We start from the raw sequence: 16849 nt of genomic DNA on the forward strand, positions 1-16849 counted from the left end.
CGGGAGCTCGGCTTTCCCACGGCGAACGTGGACACCCCGCCGCACACGGCCATCCCCGCCGACGGCGTCTACGCGGGCTGGCTCGTCGTGGACGGCGATCCGTTGCCCGCGGCCATCTCGATCGGCACCAACCCGACCTTCAACGGCACTGCACGCACCGTGGAGGCCTACGCGATCGGGCGTACGGACCTTGAGCTGTACGGCAGCTATGTCGCAGTGGACTTCCTCGCCCGGTTGCGCGGACAGGAGCGCTTCGACTCCATGGAGGAGCTGGTGAAGCGGATGAACCAGGACGTTGAGGAGGCCCTGGCTCTGCTCACCCCCGTGAGCCGGAGCCGGTAAGCCTCCCGCCGCATGCGACGGTCACGCGCTACCGATCGAGCGCAGCCGCGGCAGCAGTTCGGCCAGCCGCTGCGCGCGGGCGGCGACGTCGCCGCCGTTCACGACCAGCAGCGGCTCGGTGACGCCGATGCCGGCGAACTCCTCGACGGTGCGCAGCAGCGCGTCCGCGTCGTCGTCGAAGCGGATTTGCACGGACCGCCGGATCTGCGCCGGATCGCGGCCGATGTCCGCGCAGTGCCGGTCGAGGATCGCCGACGACTCGGCAACCAAGGCGGGCTCGCCTCCGGGAGCGTTCCACACGTCCGCGTACTCGGCGGCCAAGCGCAGCGTCCGCTTCGGTCCGGCCCCGCCGATCCAGATCGGGGGATGCGGCCGCTGCACCGGCTTCGGCTCGGCGATCGCGTCCTTGAGCTGGTAGTGCTTGCCGTTGAACGTCGTGGTCGGCTCGGTCCACAGCGAGGTGATGATCTTCAGCGCCTCCTCGAACCGGTCCGCCCGGTCGCCCGCGGTGCCGAAGGGCAGCCCCAGCATGGTGTGCTCGTTCTCGGCCCAGGCCGCCCCGAGGCCGAACTCCAGCCGGCCGCCGGACAGGTGGTCGACCGTGACCGCCATCTTCGCCAGCACGCCGGGATGCCGATAGGTGTTGCCCGTGACCGAGCATCCGATGCGCACCCGCGTGGTCAGCGCCGCCATGCCGGCCAGCGTCGTCCACGCCTCGAAGATGTCCTTGGTGTCGTCGCCGCCGAGGCTCGCGAAGTGGTCCATGTTCCAGCAGTGGTCGAAGCCGGCCTCGTCGGCGATCCGCCACACCTGCCGGAGCGTGTCGATGGTGACGCCCTGGCTCACTTTGATTCCGAAACGCAGATTCCCCATGTGATCCTTCCTACTGCATCCGGCCGCGACAGTGGAAGATCCGGCATGGTGGAAGATCCGGACCTCGCAGCCCGGCGCCGACTGGCTTGTGCGGTCGTGCGTTCGGTAACGTGCTCAGTCATCTGACGACGAGTGAGCACAGTGACATCCCGGGGCTGTCCCGCGATGTCACGCTGGGGGAGCCGGGGATCACTGCATGTCCACATTGGTCGCCACGATCGCGGACGACGTCGACGACGACGCGTTGCTGAGCAGGACGGAGGGCTGGTTCGTCAGCCGTGGCCTGCCGTACTTCATCGAGGAGCGCACGGCCGCCGACGACGTCTTCACCAGGGCGCTGCCACTGCTGGTGGTCTACTTTGTCATCAGCCTGATGGTCGTGCTCTCGCTGCGCCTGACGGTCCCGCAGCGGATCGGCGGCGCCGCGCTCGGCGTCGGGCTGTTGTTCGCGATCTACGTGCTGCGCAACCTGGCCGGCGGCCGCGGCGCGCTGGCCCGGCCCCGGCGGATCGGCTGGATCGAGGTCGGCGCGTTCATGGTGATCCCGCCGATCGTGGACGCCGTGGTGCGCAAGGACTGGCGGCTGAACGGCTTGCAGAGCTGGAAGATCACCGGTATCGACGTGGCCGTCAACCTCGGGGTCGTCCTGGGCATCTCGGTGTTCACCTCCGCGCTGCTGCCGCTGCTGCGCTGGACCGTCCGGCGCACGTTCCAGGAACTCGGCGAGGTCCTCGACCTGGCGGCGCGTGCGCTGCCGCTGCTGTTCCTGTTCAACAGCTTCCTGTTCATCAGCAAGGACGTCTGGGATTTCGCCGGGGAGATGACCCGGCACCGGCTGTGGAGCGTGGTGGGCCTCTTCGCCGTCTTCACCGTCCTGTTCCTGGTCTACCGGCTGCCGGCCGAGGTGCGCCGGGTCGCGGCGCACGACGACCGCGGCACGATCAGCCAGGCGTGTAAGGGCACCCCGATGGAGGGCGTCGCCGAACGGGTGGCCCTGCACGACGGGGCGGTCGACCTGAACGGCAAGCAGCGTGCCAATGTGCTGATGGTGCTGTTCGTCGGGCAGATGCTCCAGGTGCTGCTGCTCGCGGTCCTGGTATTCGTGTTCTTCGCCGGTTTCGGCTGGCTGACGATGGACCGCGCGCACATCGCCGAGTGGACCGGGCAGCGGCCGGAGAACGCGCTCGCGTTCGGCCACGAACTGAGCTACTACGTCGGCTTCAACCTGGACAAGAAGCTGTTCCAGGTGGCCATCTTCCTGGCCGCGGTCTCAGCCTTCTTCTTCGCCGTCTCGTCGCTGACCGATGAGGCGTACAAGGAGCAGTTCTACGCCCGGATGAACGGGGAACTGGAGACCGCGATCCAGGTGCGCCGGGTGTATCTGGCGCTTTACGAGGGCCGGCACGCCGCGCGGTTCGACGACCCGTCGGACACGCACATACGCCTGCGCATCCCGCGTCCGATGCGCGGCGACCGCCGATGGTTCGAGCACACGCCCTACGCGCAGGCGGCGGACTTCTCAGGCGATGGCGAGGAAACGATCGAGCACCCGGCATCCGAAATCGAGCGCTGAGACAGGCACCCGCTCGTCCACGCCGTGGAACATCGCGGCGAAGTCGAGGTCGGGGGTCAGCCGCAGCGGCACGAAGCCGTAGCCGCGCATCCCGCCCTTTCCGGAGACGTCGAGCGAGGCGAAGGTCTTGTTGTCGGTCCCGGCGGACAGGCAGTAGGGCACGGCGCGCGCGGCCGGGTCCTCGGCGAGCAGCGCGGCGAGCATGGCCTCGACGATAGGGGCGTCGAAGGGTGCTTCGACCGAGCGGTCGTGGTGGATGCTCTCGCGGGTGATGCCCGGCCCGGCCAGTTCGTCGATCACCGCGAAGAACTCCTGCTCGCCGCCCGGCAGGAAACGCCCGTCGATCACCGCGGACGCCCGCTCCGGGATGACGTTCGTCTTGTATCCGGCTTCGAGCATGGTCGGGTTGGCGGTGTGCCGCAGCGTGGCGCCGACGAACCTGGCCAGCGGGCCGAGCCGGTCGACCGCCGCCTCGGGGTCGGCCGGGTCGAAGGGCACGCCGAGGGCGTCGCAGACCTCGTTCAGGAAGTCGCGGACGGTCGGGATCAGCGTGGTGGGGAAGCGGTGCGCGCCGATCCGGGCGACCGCCGCAGCCAGCGCGGTGACCGCGTTCTCGTCGTTGAGCATGGAGCCGTGCCCGGCCCGGCCGCGCGCCTGGAGCCGAAACCAGGACAGGCCCTTCTGCGCGGTCTCGATCAGGTACAGCCGCAGGTCGGGGGCGATCTCGTACGAATAGCCGCCGACTTCGCTGATCGCCTCGGTGCAGCCGGAGAACAACTCGGGATGCTTCTCGGCAAGGAATTTCGCCCCATCGTTGCCGCCGGCCTCCTCGTCGGCGACGAAGGCGAGCACGACGTCCCGGCGCGGCCGGCGCCCCTCGCGGACCATGCGGCGCACGACGGCGAGCGCCATCGCGTCCATGTTCTTCATGTCCACCGCGCCGCGGCCCCAGACCAGGCCGTCCCTGACCTCGCCCGAGAAGGGGTGCACGGACCAGTCGGCCGGTTCGGCCGGGACGACGTCGAGATGCCCGTGCACGAGCAGCGCGTCGGCGGAAGGGTCGCTGCCCTCGAAGCGGACCACGACGGAGGCGCGGCCCGGCCCGGACTCGAAGATCCGCGGTTCGAATCCGGCCTCGGCCAGCCGTGAGGCGACGTATTCGGCGGCGGGGCGCTCGGGTTTGACCGGGTTCGAGGTGTCGATGCGGATCAGGTCGGTCAGCAGGCCGACCACCTCGCCGTACGCGGCCTCGTCGGGGTGGATGTCCATGGGATCCACCGTACTCAAGCCAATCACCCAACGCCGACCCGATTACCCACCGATGATGATTGACGGCACGTCGACGACACCGATCACGCGCCGACCACGCACCGCACCCTGTCTTGCCCCGCTTCGCGCTCCGGGGCAGTCCGGTTTGGTCGCAGAACGCGCTTTCGGCACGCCGACCGAATCAGCGCGCGCGCTCCCCGAAGCCCTCCGCGACATACGCCGCCAGTTCCAGGTAGGCGTCCGCGGTCGCCGGCCGCAGCTGTTCGAGGTCTATCTCCGCCCCGGTGCTCAGATGTGGGTCGAACGGGATCGGCACGACGGCGCGGCAGCGCGCGGCGAAGTGCGTGATCAGCTGGTTCAGGTCGAACTCCTTGGCCGTGGTGCGCACCCCCGAGATCACCGTGATCGAGCGTGAGACCAGGTCCTGGTAGCCGTGCGCGATCAGCCAGTCCAGGGTGGTGGACGCCGAGTTGCCGCCGTCCACGCTGGCGGTGGACACGATGATCAGCTGGTCGGCCATTTGCAGCACGCCACGCATCGCGGAGTACAGCAGGCCGGTGCCCGAGTCGGTGAGGATGATCGAGTACTGCCGCTGTAGCGCGTCGATGACCCGCCGGTAGTCCTCGTCGTTGAAGGTGGTGGACACGGCCGGATCGACGTCGTTGGCCAGGATCTCCAGGCGGCTGGGGGCCTGTGACGTGTAGCGGCGCATGTCCACGTAGCTCTGGATCGCGGGCAGCGCCTGGAGCATGTCGCGGATGGTCGCTCCGGTCTCGCGGCGCACCCGTCGGCCGAGCGTGCCCGCGTCCGGGTTGGCGTCCACCGCGATGACCCGGTCGCCGCGGTTCCAGGCGAGCGTCGCGCCGAGGGCGGTGGTGGTCGTGGTCTTCCCGACGCCACCCTTCAGCGAGATCACCGCGATGCGATGGCAGCCGTGCAGCGGCGTGCGTACCCGCGCGAGCAGTTCCATGCGGTGAGCCTCGGCCTTGCCCGGCGCGGGCTTGATCAGCCCGCCGGAAGCCGTGCGTAGCGTCTTGCGCCACCCGGTGCGTGCGACCGGCTCGGCCTTGCGCACCAGACGATCGGAGGTCAGGTCCTGTGACGCTTGGAAGCCAAGCGGGATCGCCCCCGGCGGCTGTACCTGCGGCTGTGCCGGATAACCGCCCGGCCGGGCTGTGTAAGCGGGCTGCTGGCCCGGTTGCTGTGGGTACGTCTGAGGGTTCGCTTGGCCGGGCTGCTGGCCAGGCTGTACATACCCGGCCGGTGCCGTCGCGCCGGGAGGCGGCTGGTACGTGCCGTACTGCGGTGGCGGATCCTGCGGATTCTGGCCGACCGGAGGCGGCACCAGTGGCCGTGGCGGCGACTGCTGCTGCTGTTGCGGCGGCGGTGCCTGTAGCTGGGGTGCCTGTGCGTGTGGCTGCGCCGGCGATTGTGGCTGTGGCTGTGATTGTGGTGCTGGTGGAGCTGGCTGCGATGCCCAGGAGGAGTTGGGCGGCATGCCGGGAGGCAGAGCGTGCTGCGCTGGAGGCGCGGCGAGCGGCTGAGGCGCTGACGGCGCTGGAGGTGCGGGGTGCGGCGTGGAGTTCATCGGACCGTCGGGCACGCGCTGGATGCGCTGAGTGGGCAGTGGGGGCGGAACGTTGATCGGCGCGGGAACGACAGGTGCCGGCAGCGCGGACGACCAGGATGACGGGGACGACGATGCTTGTCCCGGAGGCGGCTGTACCTGTCCCGGAGGTAGCGGAGCAGGACGCTGCGGCGGCTGGATCGGCTGCGGCAGGGCAGGCTGCGCCGGAAGCGCCTGTGGGGGAGTGGGCATCGGCGGCTGTGGCGGAGCGTGCCGTGGTGCCTGGAGTGCCTGGGGCGCGGGTGCCTGAGGTACCTGGGGCGTCTGAGGGCTTCCGCTTGGTGCCGCAGAGTTCGGTGTCACGGCGTTCTGCGGCGCTGACGGTTCGGCCTGCCATGCGCTGGCGACGGGCGGCGCGACGTTCCAGTGCCCGGGACGCTCGACCGCTGAAGGTGCAGAAGGTGCAGATTCAGATGTCAGCGGCTGCGCCGGGCGCTGCGATGGCGGCGGAGGTGGTCCCTGTGGAGGTCGTTCTTGTGGAGGCGGTCCTTGTGGCGGTGGCATCTGTGGTGGCGGGGCGTGCGGAGTGGCGAGTTGGCCGAAGTGCGGGCCTGGCATATCGGCCTGAGGCCCTGGCGGGGGCACGATGGGTCGACCGATCGGCGGCGGCGGAGTGAGCGGACGCTGGCCATCGGGCGGGGGAGCGAGCGGTGGAGCCGGCGATGCTGATGTCGGCGCGGGTGCGGACGGGTGCGGGGGCGGCGACGTCGGGGCTGGCACGTGATGAGACGGACGTGCAAGGGGGATGAACGGTGGCGCGGACTGCGGTGCCTGCGACTGATTTGACGGCGTGTTCGAATGCGTATCGAAGGCTGCGGATGGCTCTGGCTGAGGCGATGGTTGCTGTGGCGGCACGCTGAACGCCTGCTCTGGCTGTGGCAGCTGTGGAGGCGCACCGAATGGTTGTGGCGGCCGCGATGGCTGTGGCGGTGGCTGTGACGGCCACTCCTGCCCCTGTTGCGATGCCGATCCCAGTGGAGTCTGCCCCAGTGCTGGCTGTCCCTGCGGCGGCTGAACGACTGGTGGCTGCGCCTGCGGCACTTGGCCGTGCATTGCCTGGCCGTGCGATGCCTGACCGAGTGGTGCCTGACCGAGTGGTGGTGGCGCCTGCGGTGCCTGACCGGGTGGAGCCTGACTGGCTGGTGGTGGCACTTGGCCGTGCATTGCCTGACTGGCTGGTGACGGCGCCTGACCGTACGGCGTCTGACCGTACGGTACCTGTCCCTCTGACGCCTGTACGTACCCGTGGACCTGCGGTTGTTGTGGCTGCGGGTGCTGCTGCGCCTGCTGTAACTGTGGCGGTTGCGGCGCCTGTGGAAGTCGTGGTTGCGTCGTCGCTTGTTGCCCTTGTTGCCCTTGTTGCCCTTGTTGCCCTTGTTGCTCGGTGCTTTCGGGCGTGGCGGGATCGCCGGCCTGCTTGTACCAGTCCGGGGCCGTGTAGACCGGGCCGGTCCAGTCCTCGTCCTCGGGGCTGTCGCCGAAGCCGTGCTCGCCGCTCACTGCCGCCACCGCCACCCTTTCAGGTCCGCCGTTGGCACAACTGTAGTCAGACCGACACCCGCCATGGAATGCGTGTGAAATCGGGTAATTCGTATGTCATCGCAGCATTCGGTAATCCGACATTCAGCAATCCGGCGTCGGTCCACTCGCGGTCAACCCGCTGTCGACCTGCTGTGAATCTGTGGCCGCCGCCGTCAGTCCATGCGCCTCGGGGTGCCGAGCAGGCCGGCTTCGAGCTGCGTCGGCATGCTGTAAACATACTGACGACCGTGACGTGCGCACCAGAGTGTCAGCTCGTCCGGCAGGCCGGGCAGCGCCTGCACGTCCTCGACGCCTATGCGGATGACTCGCGTGGCGAGTTGCGTCTCCTGGGGCGAGATGCGTTGCAGGGCCACCAGGTCCGCACCGACGAGTTGGCCGGCGTACCCAGGGTCGAGGAACGGCAGCAGCGTCAGCGTGGTCTGCCAGGCCGTCTTCGGCTGGGCGAGGCGGGGCGGGCGGGCGCCGCAGTCGCGGATCAGCAGGACCGGGCTCGCGGCGGAGGCGCCGAGCGGTCCCACTCGGCGGACTGGGACGAGAGCGACGACCTGCTGGCCGCCGCCCGCGTTCTGCGCCAGCGGGCTCCACAGCTCCGGACGGGCCGTCTCGATCACGATCCGGGCGCCGGTCGCCGCCGCTCGCAGTGCGATGAGTTGGGCGAGATACGACCCTGCGACGAGTGCGCCGTCCACTGCGCGCGGACGGAACAGGCCGAGCACCGCGGGCCGGTTCTGCGGATCCGTGCCGATGACGACACCGTCGTCGCCTACCGGGAGGCTCAGCGTGTTGAGCTCGTCTGCCTCCAGCAGGTGACGCTCGTGGCGCGGGCCGCGGACTGGAAGAAGCCTGGTTTCGTCGGCCCTGGGCGGCCGGGCGGCAACGACCAGGCGGGGCTGTTCTTGCGGGACGCTGCGGTTGCGGCCGCGACTTGGCGCTGGTGCCTGCGTGCTCTGGACCGTGTTCACGTTGTAGGCGCCGGACGCGTGCGGCGTGGCGGTGCGTGCGTAGCGCTGGGAGCGGGAGTCCGCGGTGCTCATGCCTCCCCTCCCAGCGGGATCGTCGCGATCAGGCCCGGCAACTGCTCGCCGTCCAGCCGGGTCAGATGCGCCCCCGCCTTCGCCGCGCGCTGTTCTAGCGCCTTTGCCGCCTCGGTCAGCTGCGCCTCGGACCGCGCCGCGACTCGGACGTGCGCGCTGAAGCCGAGCGAGCCGCCGGTGCCCCGAGTCGCGGTGACGGCGAAGCTGGTGGCCAGCGTCGGCGCGCCGGTGAGCGCGGCGACGAGCTGAGGTGTGCTGTCGGCCGAGAGTTTCGGCAGCTTGTCCAGCCAGTACGACGTGTGCCAGCGGTCGTCGCAGCGCCAAGTGCGCTTGGTCTCTTCGGTGCGGTGCGTCGCCCCGGCCGCACGCGGCGTGATGCCCACCTGCGGGTTGACGGCGCAAGCCGTGCCGATCGCGGTGATGAGTTCGGGCTCGCTGAGCGGCGTTGCGGAAAAGCCCGCCCCCTCCAGGTCGCTGGCGACCCGCTGTATCGCTGTCAACAGCGTGCGCTGAACGCCGACCGGTCCACCGCCGCGCGCCTCGATCGCTCCGGCGGACTGCTCCGGATCGAGGCGGACCGCTACCCAAGTGGTGCGTTGCGCGGGCACGTCCCCCATCACGCCTTGGTACGAGCGCACTGCCAGTGCGTGCGGCGGCAAGTGCGGTGCAGGGGCGGGCTGAGTGTGTGTCACCAGCTGGACACATGAGACCGAGAGTCTTTCGTCGGACAGCACTCCGGCGACTACGCCGAGCGGCAACGGCTGCGCGCTGCGCTGAGCTCGCAGCGGTTCGTGCCGCGCGCCGACGCGCACGACCGCGGTCAGGAAGGTCCCGTCACCGATCATGCCGACCGGTTCGCCGGTACGGCTGCTCACGCTCGTGGTACGCAGCGCCGGGAACGTCTCACGCAGCGGGGCGAGCGCGGCCTCGCCGCCGGACGCGTCCACATGCTGCGAACGCCGCTCACGGAACTCGCCGCGGACCGCGGACACCTGGCCGATCCACCGTCCACGGCTGCCGCCGAGCGCGCCGATCACGCAGAGCGCCGCGAGAGGCAAGGTCAGCGCGATCCAGAACATGTGATTCGTCAGCATCGGCACCGCGATCAGTGCGGCCGCGGCTTCGAGGAAGATCAGGCGGATGACCAGCAGCGGGCCCATCCGGCCGGGCCGTGGGTAGACGGACGGATGCGCGCGCGCAGCGGCCGGATGGGGCCGCTGCGAACCGGGTGCGTCGCCCTGCCGTCGCCCAGCCGTGCGTCGCCCCGAAGGCTCCTGATTGCGCTGAGACCCCTGACTACTCCGCGGATTCGGATTGCCCGACTGATTCCCGCTCGGGTAATTCGGGCTGCCCGCACCCCGTCTGCTCGTCGCCGTCGCCATTGCCCTCGTGCCTGCCCCCATGCCGTCGCCGGGGGCTGCGCCCCGAGGTCGTTCCGCCGGTGGAATCGGAATTCCATAGCTACCGTACTTCGTCCGCGCCGCCGAACTCCACCGCTCGTTCCGGGCCTGTGGACAACTTTTCGGCCCACTTCAGGCCGTCGGTCGGCCGGTCCGCGGGATCGGCGCGAAAGAGGGTACCGTGTGCACGGCGCGCACTGGGGCGCTGCGAAGTCGACCGGGCGCGCAGCAGCGGAACCGCGGCATTCGTACGTCTTCATGGGGGCGAGGGACAGAGCATGGCGACGCGCAAGGATCAGCTGGACGCGTTCGTGTTCGCGCGGCGGCGCATGGTCGCGAACCTGATCGCGCCTTCGCCCACGGGGAGCGACGAGGCGGCCCCGCGTCCGGTGAAGACGTTCTTCGTCTCGGCGATACTCAGCGCCATCGCGGTGGCCGGCGTCGCGGTGCTCGGCGTGTTCAAGCCTTCCGCGCCGAGCGGCTGGGAGAGCGGCCTGGCCGTGGACAGCTCCTCGGGTGCGGCCTACGTCTATTCGCCGCAGGACAAGGAACTGCATCCCGTCCTGAACATCACCTCGGCACGGCTGCTGCTCGGACCCAACTTCAAGAAGTTCGACGTCCCGGACAACGTCATCAACGGTGCGAACATCACCATGGGAGCGCCGTTCGGTATCGCCGGTGCACCGCCGGACGTCCCGACTGCCGGCAACGTCGACCTCACGCAGTGGACCCTGTGCTTGCAGTCCCAGAACGCTGCGGACCAGACGAAGCCGGGCGGCAACACGGTCCTTGAGATCGGTTACAGCAGCGACAAGACCGTGTCGCAGTCCACGGCGTTCGTCGTGCATGACTCGTCGGGCAAGGATTTTCTGGTCGCCGGGGACTACGCCTATCAGGTCGACGAAAAAGACGTGATCAATACGCTGACAAGCCGCCAGGCCGACGGCCCGTGGGTCTCGGACACGTGGCTTGACGCTTTCCAGCGCGGAGCCCCGTTGCAGTACCCGACCGTCGCGGACATGGGCGCATCGCTGCCCGCATCGCTCTCCTCGCAACCGGGCCAGCATGTCGGCGACTACGGGTCCTTCACCGCCGCGAACGGGCAGCAGGCCGGATACATCGAGACCGACTCCGGACTGGTCGAAGTCAGCTACTTCGCCTACACGCTCTACAGCGCCGGGCCTGAGCTCAAAAAACACCGCAACGTGCAGGAGATGGCGCTGAAACCGTCCGACGTGAGCGCCGCCGCGCCGAAGGACGAGCAGCAGAATCCGGTCTCGCTCATCAACGCTTCGAGCAACTGGCCGCAGAACACGATGACGACGCTCGACACGGACGGCGTCGGCCCCGCATTCGGCGTGTTCTGCACAAGCTTTTCCGGAGCCTTTGACGGCGACGTACCGCATCTCACGCTTTCCTACGGCACGCAGCTCCCGCAGCCGCTGATCGTGGGAGCAGGCGTCGCGCAGAGCGGCGCTTCGTCGCTCGCCGACCTCGTGCTGGTGCGCCCCGGACATGCCGCGCTGGCACGCGACGTGAGTGGCGGCAACAGTCAGACCAGCGGGTCCGAGTACCTGGTCACCGACACCGGAGTGCGGTACAAGATGCCTGCGACGGCCACGATCCCGGGCCCGAACGGCCAGTCGACGCAGACCTCTGCCGCAAAGCAGCTCCAGTACGACAACGTGCACGTCAACCCGGTCCCGGACAACTGGATGCAGCTGATTCAGGCCGGTGCGATCCTCGATCCGGGGAGCGCGGGCATCTCGCCGTCGCTCAACGGCGGGTGAGAGCGGCGAAGTGAGAAAGCGATGAAGCGATACGCATCCGGACCCGGACTTGCGGTCCTGCTGGCGGTGGGCGCGTGCGTGCTCTTACCTGGCGGCGTACCGAGCAACGGGGACACTTACCGTGCGACCGTGGTCGGCGATGGCCGGACGGCGCTGGCGGACGACAGTGGGTGTACGACGAAGAAGGACCAGCCGGTGCTTGCCGACCAGTCCGCCACGCCCCCGGAGATCCTGTACGCGAACCCGCAGTCCTGGTCCGTGCACCCGACCGGCAAAGGCGTCAAGGTGGCGATCATCGACACCGGGATCGACGGCAGCGACAAACAGCTGTCCAAGAACGTCGTCGGCGGGCAGGACTTCACTGACAGCGGCGGCCAGTACAAGGTGGACGTCGACGGCCACGGCAGCATGGTCGCCTCGATCATCGCCGCGCAGTCGTCGACCAAGAACGGCATGGTCGGCATCGCGCCGGGAGTCGAACTGCTGATATACCGCGAGGCGGGCTGCAACGTCACCGGCGGCAACACCGAGGCCAAGCTCACCGATGCGATCAACGCCGCGGTCACCGCGGGTGCGCAGGTGATCAACATATCGCAGGACGGATACACCGCGGACGCCGACCTCAAGGCCGCGGTGCTGAATGCGTACCAGAAGAACGTGCTGATCGTGGCGTCCGCCGGGAACTACGGCAACACCCAGGCCGTCGACGGAAGCACCAACCATGGCATCAACCCGGTGATGTATCCGGCCTCGTATGCGCCCTATCTGCTCGCGGTCGGTGCCGCGACGCAGGACGGCGGCGTCGCGGACTTCTCCGAGACAGGGCCCTACATCGGGGTCACCGCGCCCGGCGTCTCGGTCGGCGGGATCTTCCCGGACGGGAAGATCTGGATCGACAACGGGACCAGCTTCGCCGCGCCGTACGTCGCGGCGGTGGCCGCGCTGCTGATCGAGCAGCACCCGACCTGGCAGGTCGACACGGTGATGAAGGTGCTGGAGTCCACGGCGAGCGGCAACGGCCAGTGGACGTCGTCGCAGGGCTGGGGCGAGGTGGACGCGAGATCGGCGCTCAGCGCCGATCCGGGCAGCCTGACCGGGCTGTTCGGCGCCGGTCCCAACGCGGACGGCCCGGCGAAGGCCAAGCCGGTCAAGCACGGCACGAGGATGCTGCCGGTTGTGGACGCGGCCCCGGCGCAGATCGTGGTCGACCAGCGTAAGGGTGCGTACATCGCGCTCGTCGTCGCGATCCTGCTCGTGGTCGTCGCCGTGGCTGGGACGCTCGTGGCACGTGACGCGCGTCGTCGTCGCCTGATGCAGTAGCCGTAGAGTCAGCCGCTGGACGCGAGTGGCCGCAGCCCGACGGTGGGCTGCGGCCACTCTGGATTACGTCTCTTGAATCACGTCCTGAGCTACACAGGTGGCGGGAGGTACGCGGTCTGCACCAGGACCGTGCCGTGCTTGCGGGAGACCAGGGTGCCGCGGCCGGGGGGTTGCTGGCTGGGGCGGACCTGGCCGAGCAGTTGGCCCTCGTCGCGTTCGCCGGAGAGCACGAGGCCGGGTTGGCGTGATTCGCGCAGGCGTTGGATCAGCGGTTCGAACAGGGCGCGGCCGGCGCCGCCGGAGGCGCGCGAGATGATCAGGTGCAGTCCCAGATCGCGGGCCATCGGCAGGTATTCGCCCAGTGGCAGCAGCGGGTTTCCGCCGGGGGTGGCGACCAGGTCGTAGTCGTCGACGATCACGAAGATCTCGGGGCCGGTCCACCATGTCCGGGTACGAAGCTGCTCGGCGGTCACGTCCGGTCCCGGCTGGCGCTTGTCCAGGAACGGCTTGACCTCGCCCAGCACGCTCTGCACCGCCGGCGCGGCGGCGCAGTACGCGAGTTGGTGCGATTCCGGGATGGCGCCGAGCAGTGCCCTGCGGTAGTCGACCGCGAGGATGCGGGCCTGTTGCGGGGTGTAGGCGTCGGTGATGCCCTTGATCAGCGTTCTGAGCACGCTGGTCTTGCCGGATTCGCCCTCGCCGAACAGCAGGAAGTGCGGGTCGTTGTTGAAGTCCAGGTACACCGGTTCCAGCCTGGTCTCGTCCACGCCGAGCGGCACGACCTGGCCCGGGCGCCGCGAGGTGTCGGGCAGGTCGGTGTAGGGGACCATCAGCGGCAGCATCCGCAGCTTCGGTGCCGCAGGGCCCTGCCAGGCGTCGGCGATGGCGTGCACGGTCTTTGCGACGCCGTCGGCGAGGTCCGTCGCGTCTTCGATCCCGTCGATGCGCGGCAGTGCGGCCAGGAAGTGCAGCTTGCCCGGGGTCAGGCCGCGGCCGGGGGTGCCGGTGGGCACGTTGATCGCGACCTTGCGGTCGATGTCGGACTCCATCGGGTCGCCCAGGCGCAGCTCGATACGGGTGTTGATGGCGTCCTTGAGCTGCGGGCGGATCTCCGCCCACCGTGCTGCGGTGATGATGACGTGTACGCCGAAGCCGAGGCCGCGTTGGGCGATTTCCAGGATGTCTTGTTCGAGTAGTTCGAAGTCGGCGCGCAGGGTGGCCCAGCCGTCGACGACCAGGAACACGTCGCCGAAGGGTTCGTCGGGCAGCTCGCCGCGGGCGCGTTTGGCGCGGAAGGTGCCGATGGAGTCGATGCCGTGGCGGCGGAAGGACTGTTCGCGCTTGTCCAGGATCGCCACGACCTCGCTGATGACGCGGCGCACCACGTCCGCGTCCAGGCGCCCGCCGGTGCCGGACATGTGCGGCAGCCCGGCCAGGCCGGACAGGGAGCCTCCGCCGAAGTCGAGCCCGAAGAACTGCACCTCGGCCGGGGTGTGCCCGAGCGCGAGTCCGGTCAGGATGGTGCGCACCAGGGTGGATTTTCCGGTCCTGGGGCCGCCGACGATCACCGCGTGTCCGGCGGCGGAGGACAGGTCGATCTGGTACAGCTCGCGCTTCTGCTCGATCGGCTTGTCCGCGATCCCGATCGGCACCAGCAGCCGCCCGGCCCCGGAGTACTCGGTCGCCGTGAGCCCGCGCTGCGCGGTCGGCTGCAAACCGGACATCAGCTGGTCCAACGTGGGCGGCTCTGCGAGCGGCGGCAGCCACACCTGGTGCGCGGGCGGGCCCTGGCCCTCCATCTGGCGCACCAGCACGTCCAGCACCGTGTCGACCAGCGCGTCGTCATCCTGCGGCGGCGCTGTGGCCGCCATCTGCTCATCCACCTGCGGGGGCGCCTGGTACACGGAGGTGAACAGCGTCGGGCGGCGGTGGTCCAGCGTGCGCGCCACCGTGGTGCGCGTCGCCGGACGATACGGCCCTGACACGTACGCCGCCTTGAACCGCGCACCGGCCGGGTTGCCGCTCTCCTGCCCGACGGTCTTCAGGTAACCCGAGCCGGGCAGCGAGGGCAGGTTGAACGCGTCCGGCACGCCGAGCACAACCCTTGACTCAGCGGCCGAGAACGTCTTCAAACCGAGCCGGTACGACAAGTACGTATCCAGCCCCCGCAGCTTGCCCTCCTCAAGGCGCTGCGACGCCAACAGCAAATGCACACCCAGCGACCGGCCTATCCGGCCGATCTGGATGAACAAGTCCAGGAACTCCGGCTTCGCGGTGAGCATCTCGGAGAACTCGTCCAGCACGATCACCAGGTTCGGCATCGGCGTCAAAGCAGCGCCGGCCGCCCGGGCCTTCTCGTAGTCGTGGATGTTCTTGAAGTTCCCCCCGTCGCGCAGCAACTCCTGACGCCGGTTCATCTCTCCCACGATGGCGTCCCTCATTCGGTCCACCATGGTCAGATCATCGGCCAGGTTCGTGATCACCGCCGCGGTGTGCGGCATTTCGGCCATTCCCGCGAACGTCGCACCACCCTTGAAGTCCGACAACACGAAGTTCAGATTCTCCGAGGAGTGGGTGACCGCCAGCGCAAGCACAAGGGTTCTGAGCACCTCGGACTTGCCGGAACCGGTCGCCCCGATGCACAAACCGTGCGGACCCATGCCCCCCATCGCGGCTTCCTTGATGTCCAGGATCACCGGCTCGCCGTTCTCACCCACCCCGATCGGTACCCTAAGCCGATCCTGGGGCGACAGACGCTTCCAACCACGTCGCGTATCGAACGACCCCGGATCTCCGATCCCCATCAAATCCGTGAAATCCAACGCCGACAGCAACGGCTCGTCACCATCCGCACCACCACCCACCCGCAACGGCGCCAACTGACGTGCCAACGCCTCGGCCTGCGGGATGGACAGCAGGTCGGACTCGCCGGTGAAGGTCGCGCCGCTGGCGGTCTCCAGATGCAGCGTCGTGCCGTCGATGCCCAGGTGCACGCCGCCGCGTACCGGCCCGGCGTGACCGTCGGTGTCGATCTCGACGACCGTCACGCCCATCAGGCCGTCGCCGTGCAGCAGCATCGACTCGCCGCTGGCCCGCGCGCCGTCGACGATCACGACGATGTGCGGCGCCTCGTACAGCGGAGTGTTCTCGCGCGAGAAACGCGGACGGTCGACCAGTTCCGAGCCGAGCGCCTCCTCAAGCTGCGAGGCGTCCGAGAAGATCAGCCGCACCGGACCCGCCGCGTCGGCGTCCTTCGGGTGCTGAGCATGCGGCAGCCACTTGGTCCACTCCCAGTGCCGCCGCCGGTTCTCCGCGGCCACGACGCAGATCCGCAGCTCGTCCGGCGCGTGAAAGGTCGCCAGCTGCGCGAGGATCGCACGGGCCTCGCTGCGCGCGTCGTCGGCGGTTCCGTTGGCCACCGGGCCGATGAGCACATGCCAGAACGAGCGGAACGAGACCGCCAGCGGCAGCGCCTCAAGGGTGCCCTGCACGGTGATGAAGCGGCGCAGCGCGTCCGCGCAGATCGGTTCGAGCTCGTCCACCGGCGCGGTCTCCGGCGCGACCAGCGGCGTCGAGAGCCGCTGCGCGCCTGAGCCGAGACGTACCTGCACGAAGTCCCCGTCGGTCGGCCGCCGCTCCCACAGCCGCTGACCGCTGGTCACGATCGCCCACAGGTGCGCCGGGTTCGGGTGCGACCACATCTGCGCGGTGTACTGCTGCTGCTGGGTCTTGCGCACCTGCGCGCGCACCTGACTCAGGTAACGCAGGTAGTCGCGGCGTGCGTCGGCGGTCTTCCCCTTGCCCCCGCTGCGGCCCTTCGTCAGCGACATCACCACGAAGCCGAGCGACGACATCAGCGTCATGCCGCCCATCAGCTTCATCAGGACATTGCTGCCGGGCATGAAGAAGAAGGCCACTGAGCCGACGCTGGCCAGCATCGGCAGCGCCTGCATCAGCGCGCCGCCGTCCTTCGTGGCGCGCGCCAGCTCGGGCGGCGGTTCGAGGTAGACCTCCCCGGAAGGCACCTGCGGGGGATGCACCCGCGGTGGCCTCTTCACAATGACCGTACTCAAGCCGCT

The 16849-nt window shown here is 69.2% G+C and carries 11 protein-coding genes; 5 read left to right on the plus strand and 6 right to left on the minus strand.

The features are described 5' to 3' along the window. The coding region (locus VGS97_RS10575) for a riboflavin kinase (RefSeq protein ID WP_326853162.1) at positions 1–342 on the plus strand (342 nt) is incomplete at its 5' end. 21 nt (positions 343–363) lie between these two features. Here VGS97_RS10575 and VGS97_RS10580 read toward each other — a convergent pair. Beyond that, positions 364–1215 carry an LLM class F420-dependent oxidoreductase gene (locus tag VGS97_RS10580; RefSeq protein WP_326853163.1) on the minus strand — a complete coding sequence of 284 codons (852 nt, stop codon included), beginning with the start codon at positions 1213–1215 and terminating at the stop codon, positions 364–366. Between the two features lie 196 nt (positions 1216–1411). Between VGS97_RS10580 and VGS97_RS10585 the strand changes: the two genes are divergently transcribed. Next, positions 1412–2788 (plus strand): hypothetical protein, encoded by a 1377-nt coding sequence (locus VGS97_RS10585; protein ID WP_326853164.1) that lies wholly within the window; start codon positions 1412–1414, stop codon positions 2786–2788. On the opposite strand, the gene VGS97_RS10590 is transcribed toward VGS97_RS10585, so the two are convergent. Both VGS97_RS10590 and VGS97_RS10595 read right to left on the minus strand, forming a co-directional pair. Next, on the minus strand, positions 2735–4057 hold the full coding sequence (locus tag VGS97_RS10590) for a M20/M25/M40 family metallo-hydrolase (RefSeq protein ID WP_326853165.1): 1323 nt from the start codon (positions 4055–4057) through the stop codon (positions 2735–2737). The genes VGS97_RS10585 and VGS97_RS10590 overlap by 54 nt on opposite strands. Before the next feature lie 181 nt (positions 4058–4238). Further along, positions 4239–5132 carry a MinD/ParA family protein gene (locus VGS97_RS10595; protein ID WP_326853166.1) on the minus strand — a complete coding sequence of 298 codons (894 nt, stop codon included), beginning with the start codon at positions 5130–5132 and terminating at the stop codon, positions 4239–4241. Between the two features lie 30 nt (positions 5133–5162). On the opposite strand from VGS97_RS10595, the gene VGS97_RS10600 reads away from it, so the two are divergent. Beyond that, on the plus strand, positions 5163–5453 hold the full coding sequence (locus VGS97_RS10600; protein ID WP_326853167.1) for a hypothetical protein: 291 nt from the start codon (positions 5163–5165) through the stop codon (positions 5451–5453). Between the two features lie 1925 nt (positions 5454–7378). Here VGS97_RS10600 and VGS97_RS10605 read toward each other — a convergent pair. After that, on the minus strand, positions 7379–8260 hold the full coding sequence (locus VGS97_RS10605) for a hypothetical protein (RefSeq protein WP_326853168.1): 882 nt from the start codon (positions 8258–8260) through the stop codon (positions 7379–7381). Then, positions 8257–9420, minus strand: coding sequence for a type VII secretion protein EccE (eccE, locus tag VGS97_RS10610; RefSeq protein WP_326853169.1), 1164 nt, complete (start codon positions 9418–9420; stop codon positions 8257–8259). Before eccE ends, VGS97_RS10605 begins: the two co-directional genes overlap by 4 nt. A 518-nt stretch (positions 9421–9938) precedes the next feature. On the opposite strand from eccE, the gene eccB reads away from it, so the two are divergent. Together eccB and VGS97_RS10620 are read left to right on the plus strand one after the other, a co-directional pair. Next, positions 9939–11450 (plus strand): type VII secretion protein EccB, encoded by a 1512-nt coding sequence (gene eccB / locus VGS97_RS10615; protein ID WP_326853170.1) that lies wholly within the window; start codon positions 9939–9941, stop codon positions 11448–11450. Positions 11451–11471: 21 nt separating this feature from the next. Beyond that, positions 11472–12770 carry a S8 family serine peptidase gene (locus tag VGS97_RS10620; protein ID WP_326853171.1) on the plus strand — a complete coding sequence of 433 codons (1299 nt, stop codon included), beginning with the start codon at positions 11472–11474 and terminating at the stop codon, positions 12768–12770. 89 nt (positions 12771–12859) lie between these two features. Here VGS97_RS10620 and eccCa read toward each other — a convergent pair whose 3' ends face one another. Further along, the gene (gene eccCa, locus VGS97_RS10625) at positions 12860–16828 is read right to left on the minus strand and encodes a type VII secretion protein EccCa (protein ID WP_326853172.1); all 3969 of its coding nucleotides are present in this window, start codon (positions 16826–16828) and stop codon (positions 12860–12862) included. Between the last annotated feature and the right edge of the window lie 21 nt (positions 16829–16849).

The organism is Actinocrinis sp., from assembly GCF_035946395.1.
In the GTDB taxonomy this organism is placed as follows: domain Bacteria; phylum Actinomycetota; class Actinomycetes; order Streptomycetales; family Catenulisporaceae; genus Actinocrinis.

What these genes read in the sequence shown, in the direction of transcription:
- eccB (WP_326853170.1), top strand. Translation starts at nt 9,939, where the DNA reads ATGGCGACGCGCAAGGATCAGCTGGACGCGTTCGTGTTCGCGCGGCGG.
- VGS97_RS10585 (WP_326853164.1), top strand. Translation starts at nt 1,412, where the DNA reads ATGTCCACATTGGTCGCCACGATCGCGGACGACGTCGACGACGACGCG.
- VGS97_RS10605 (WP_326853168.1), bottom strand. Translation starts at nt 8,260, where the DNA reads ATGAGCACCGCGGACTCCCGCTCCCAGCGCTACGCACGCACCGCCACG.
- VGS97_RS10580 (WP_326853163.1), bottom strand. Translation starts at nt 1,215, where the DNA reads ATGGGGAATCTGCGTTTCGGAATCAAAGTGAGCCAGGGCGTCACCATC.
- eccE (WP_326853169.1), bottom strand. Translation starts at nt 9,420, where the DNA reads ATGGGCCCGCTGCTGGTCATCCGCCTGATCTTCCTCGAAGCCGCGGCC.
- VGS97_RS10620 (WP_326853171.1), top strand. Translation starts at nt 11,472, where the DNA reads ATGAAGCGATACGCATCCGGACCCGGACTTGCGGTCCTGCTGGCGGTG.
- VGS97_RS10590 (WP_326853165.1), bottom strand. Translation starts at nt 4,057, where the DNA reads ATGGACATCCACCCCGACGAGGCCGCGTACGGCGAGGTGGTCGGCCTG.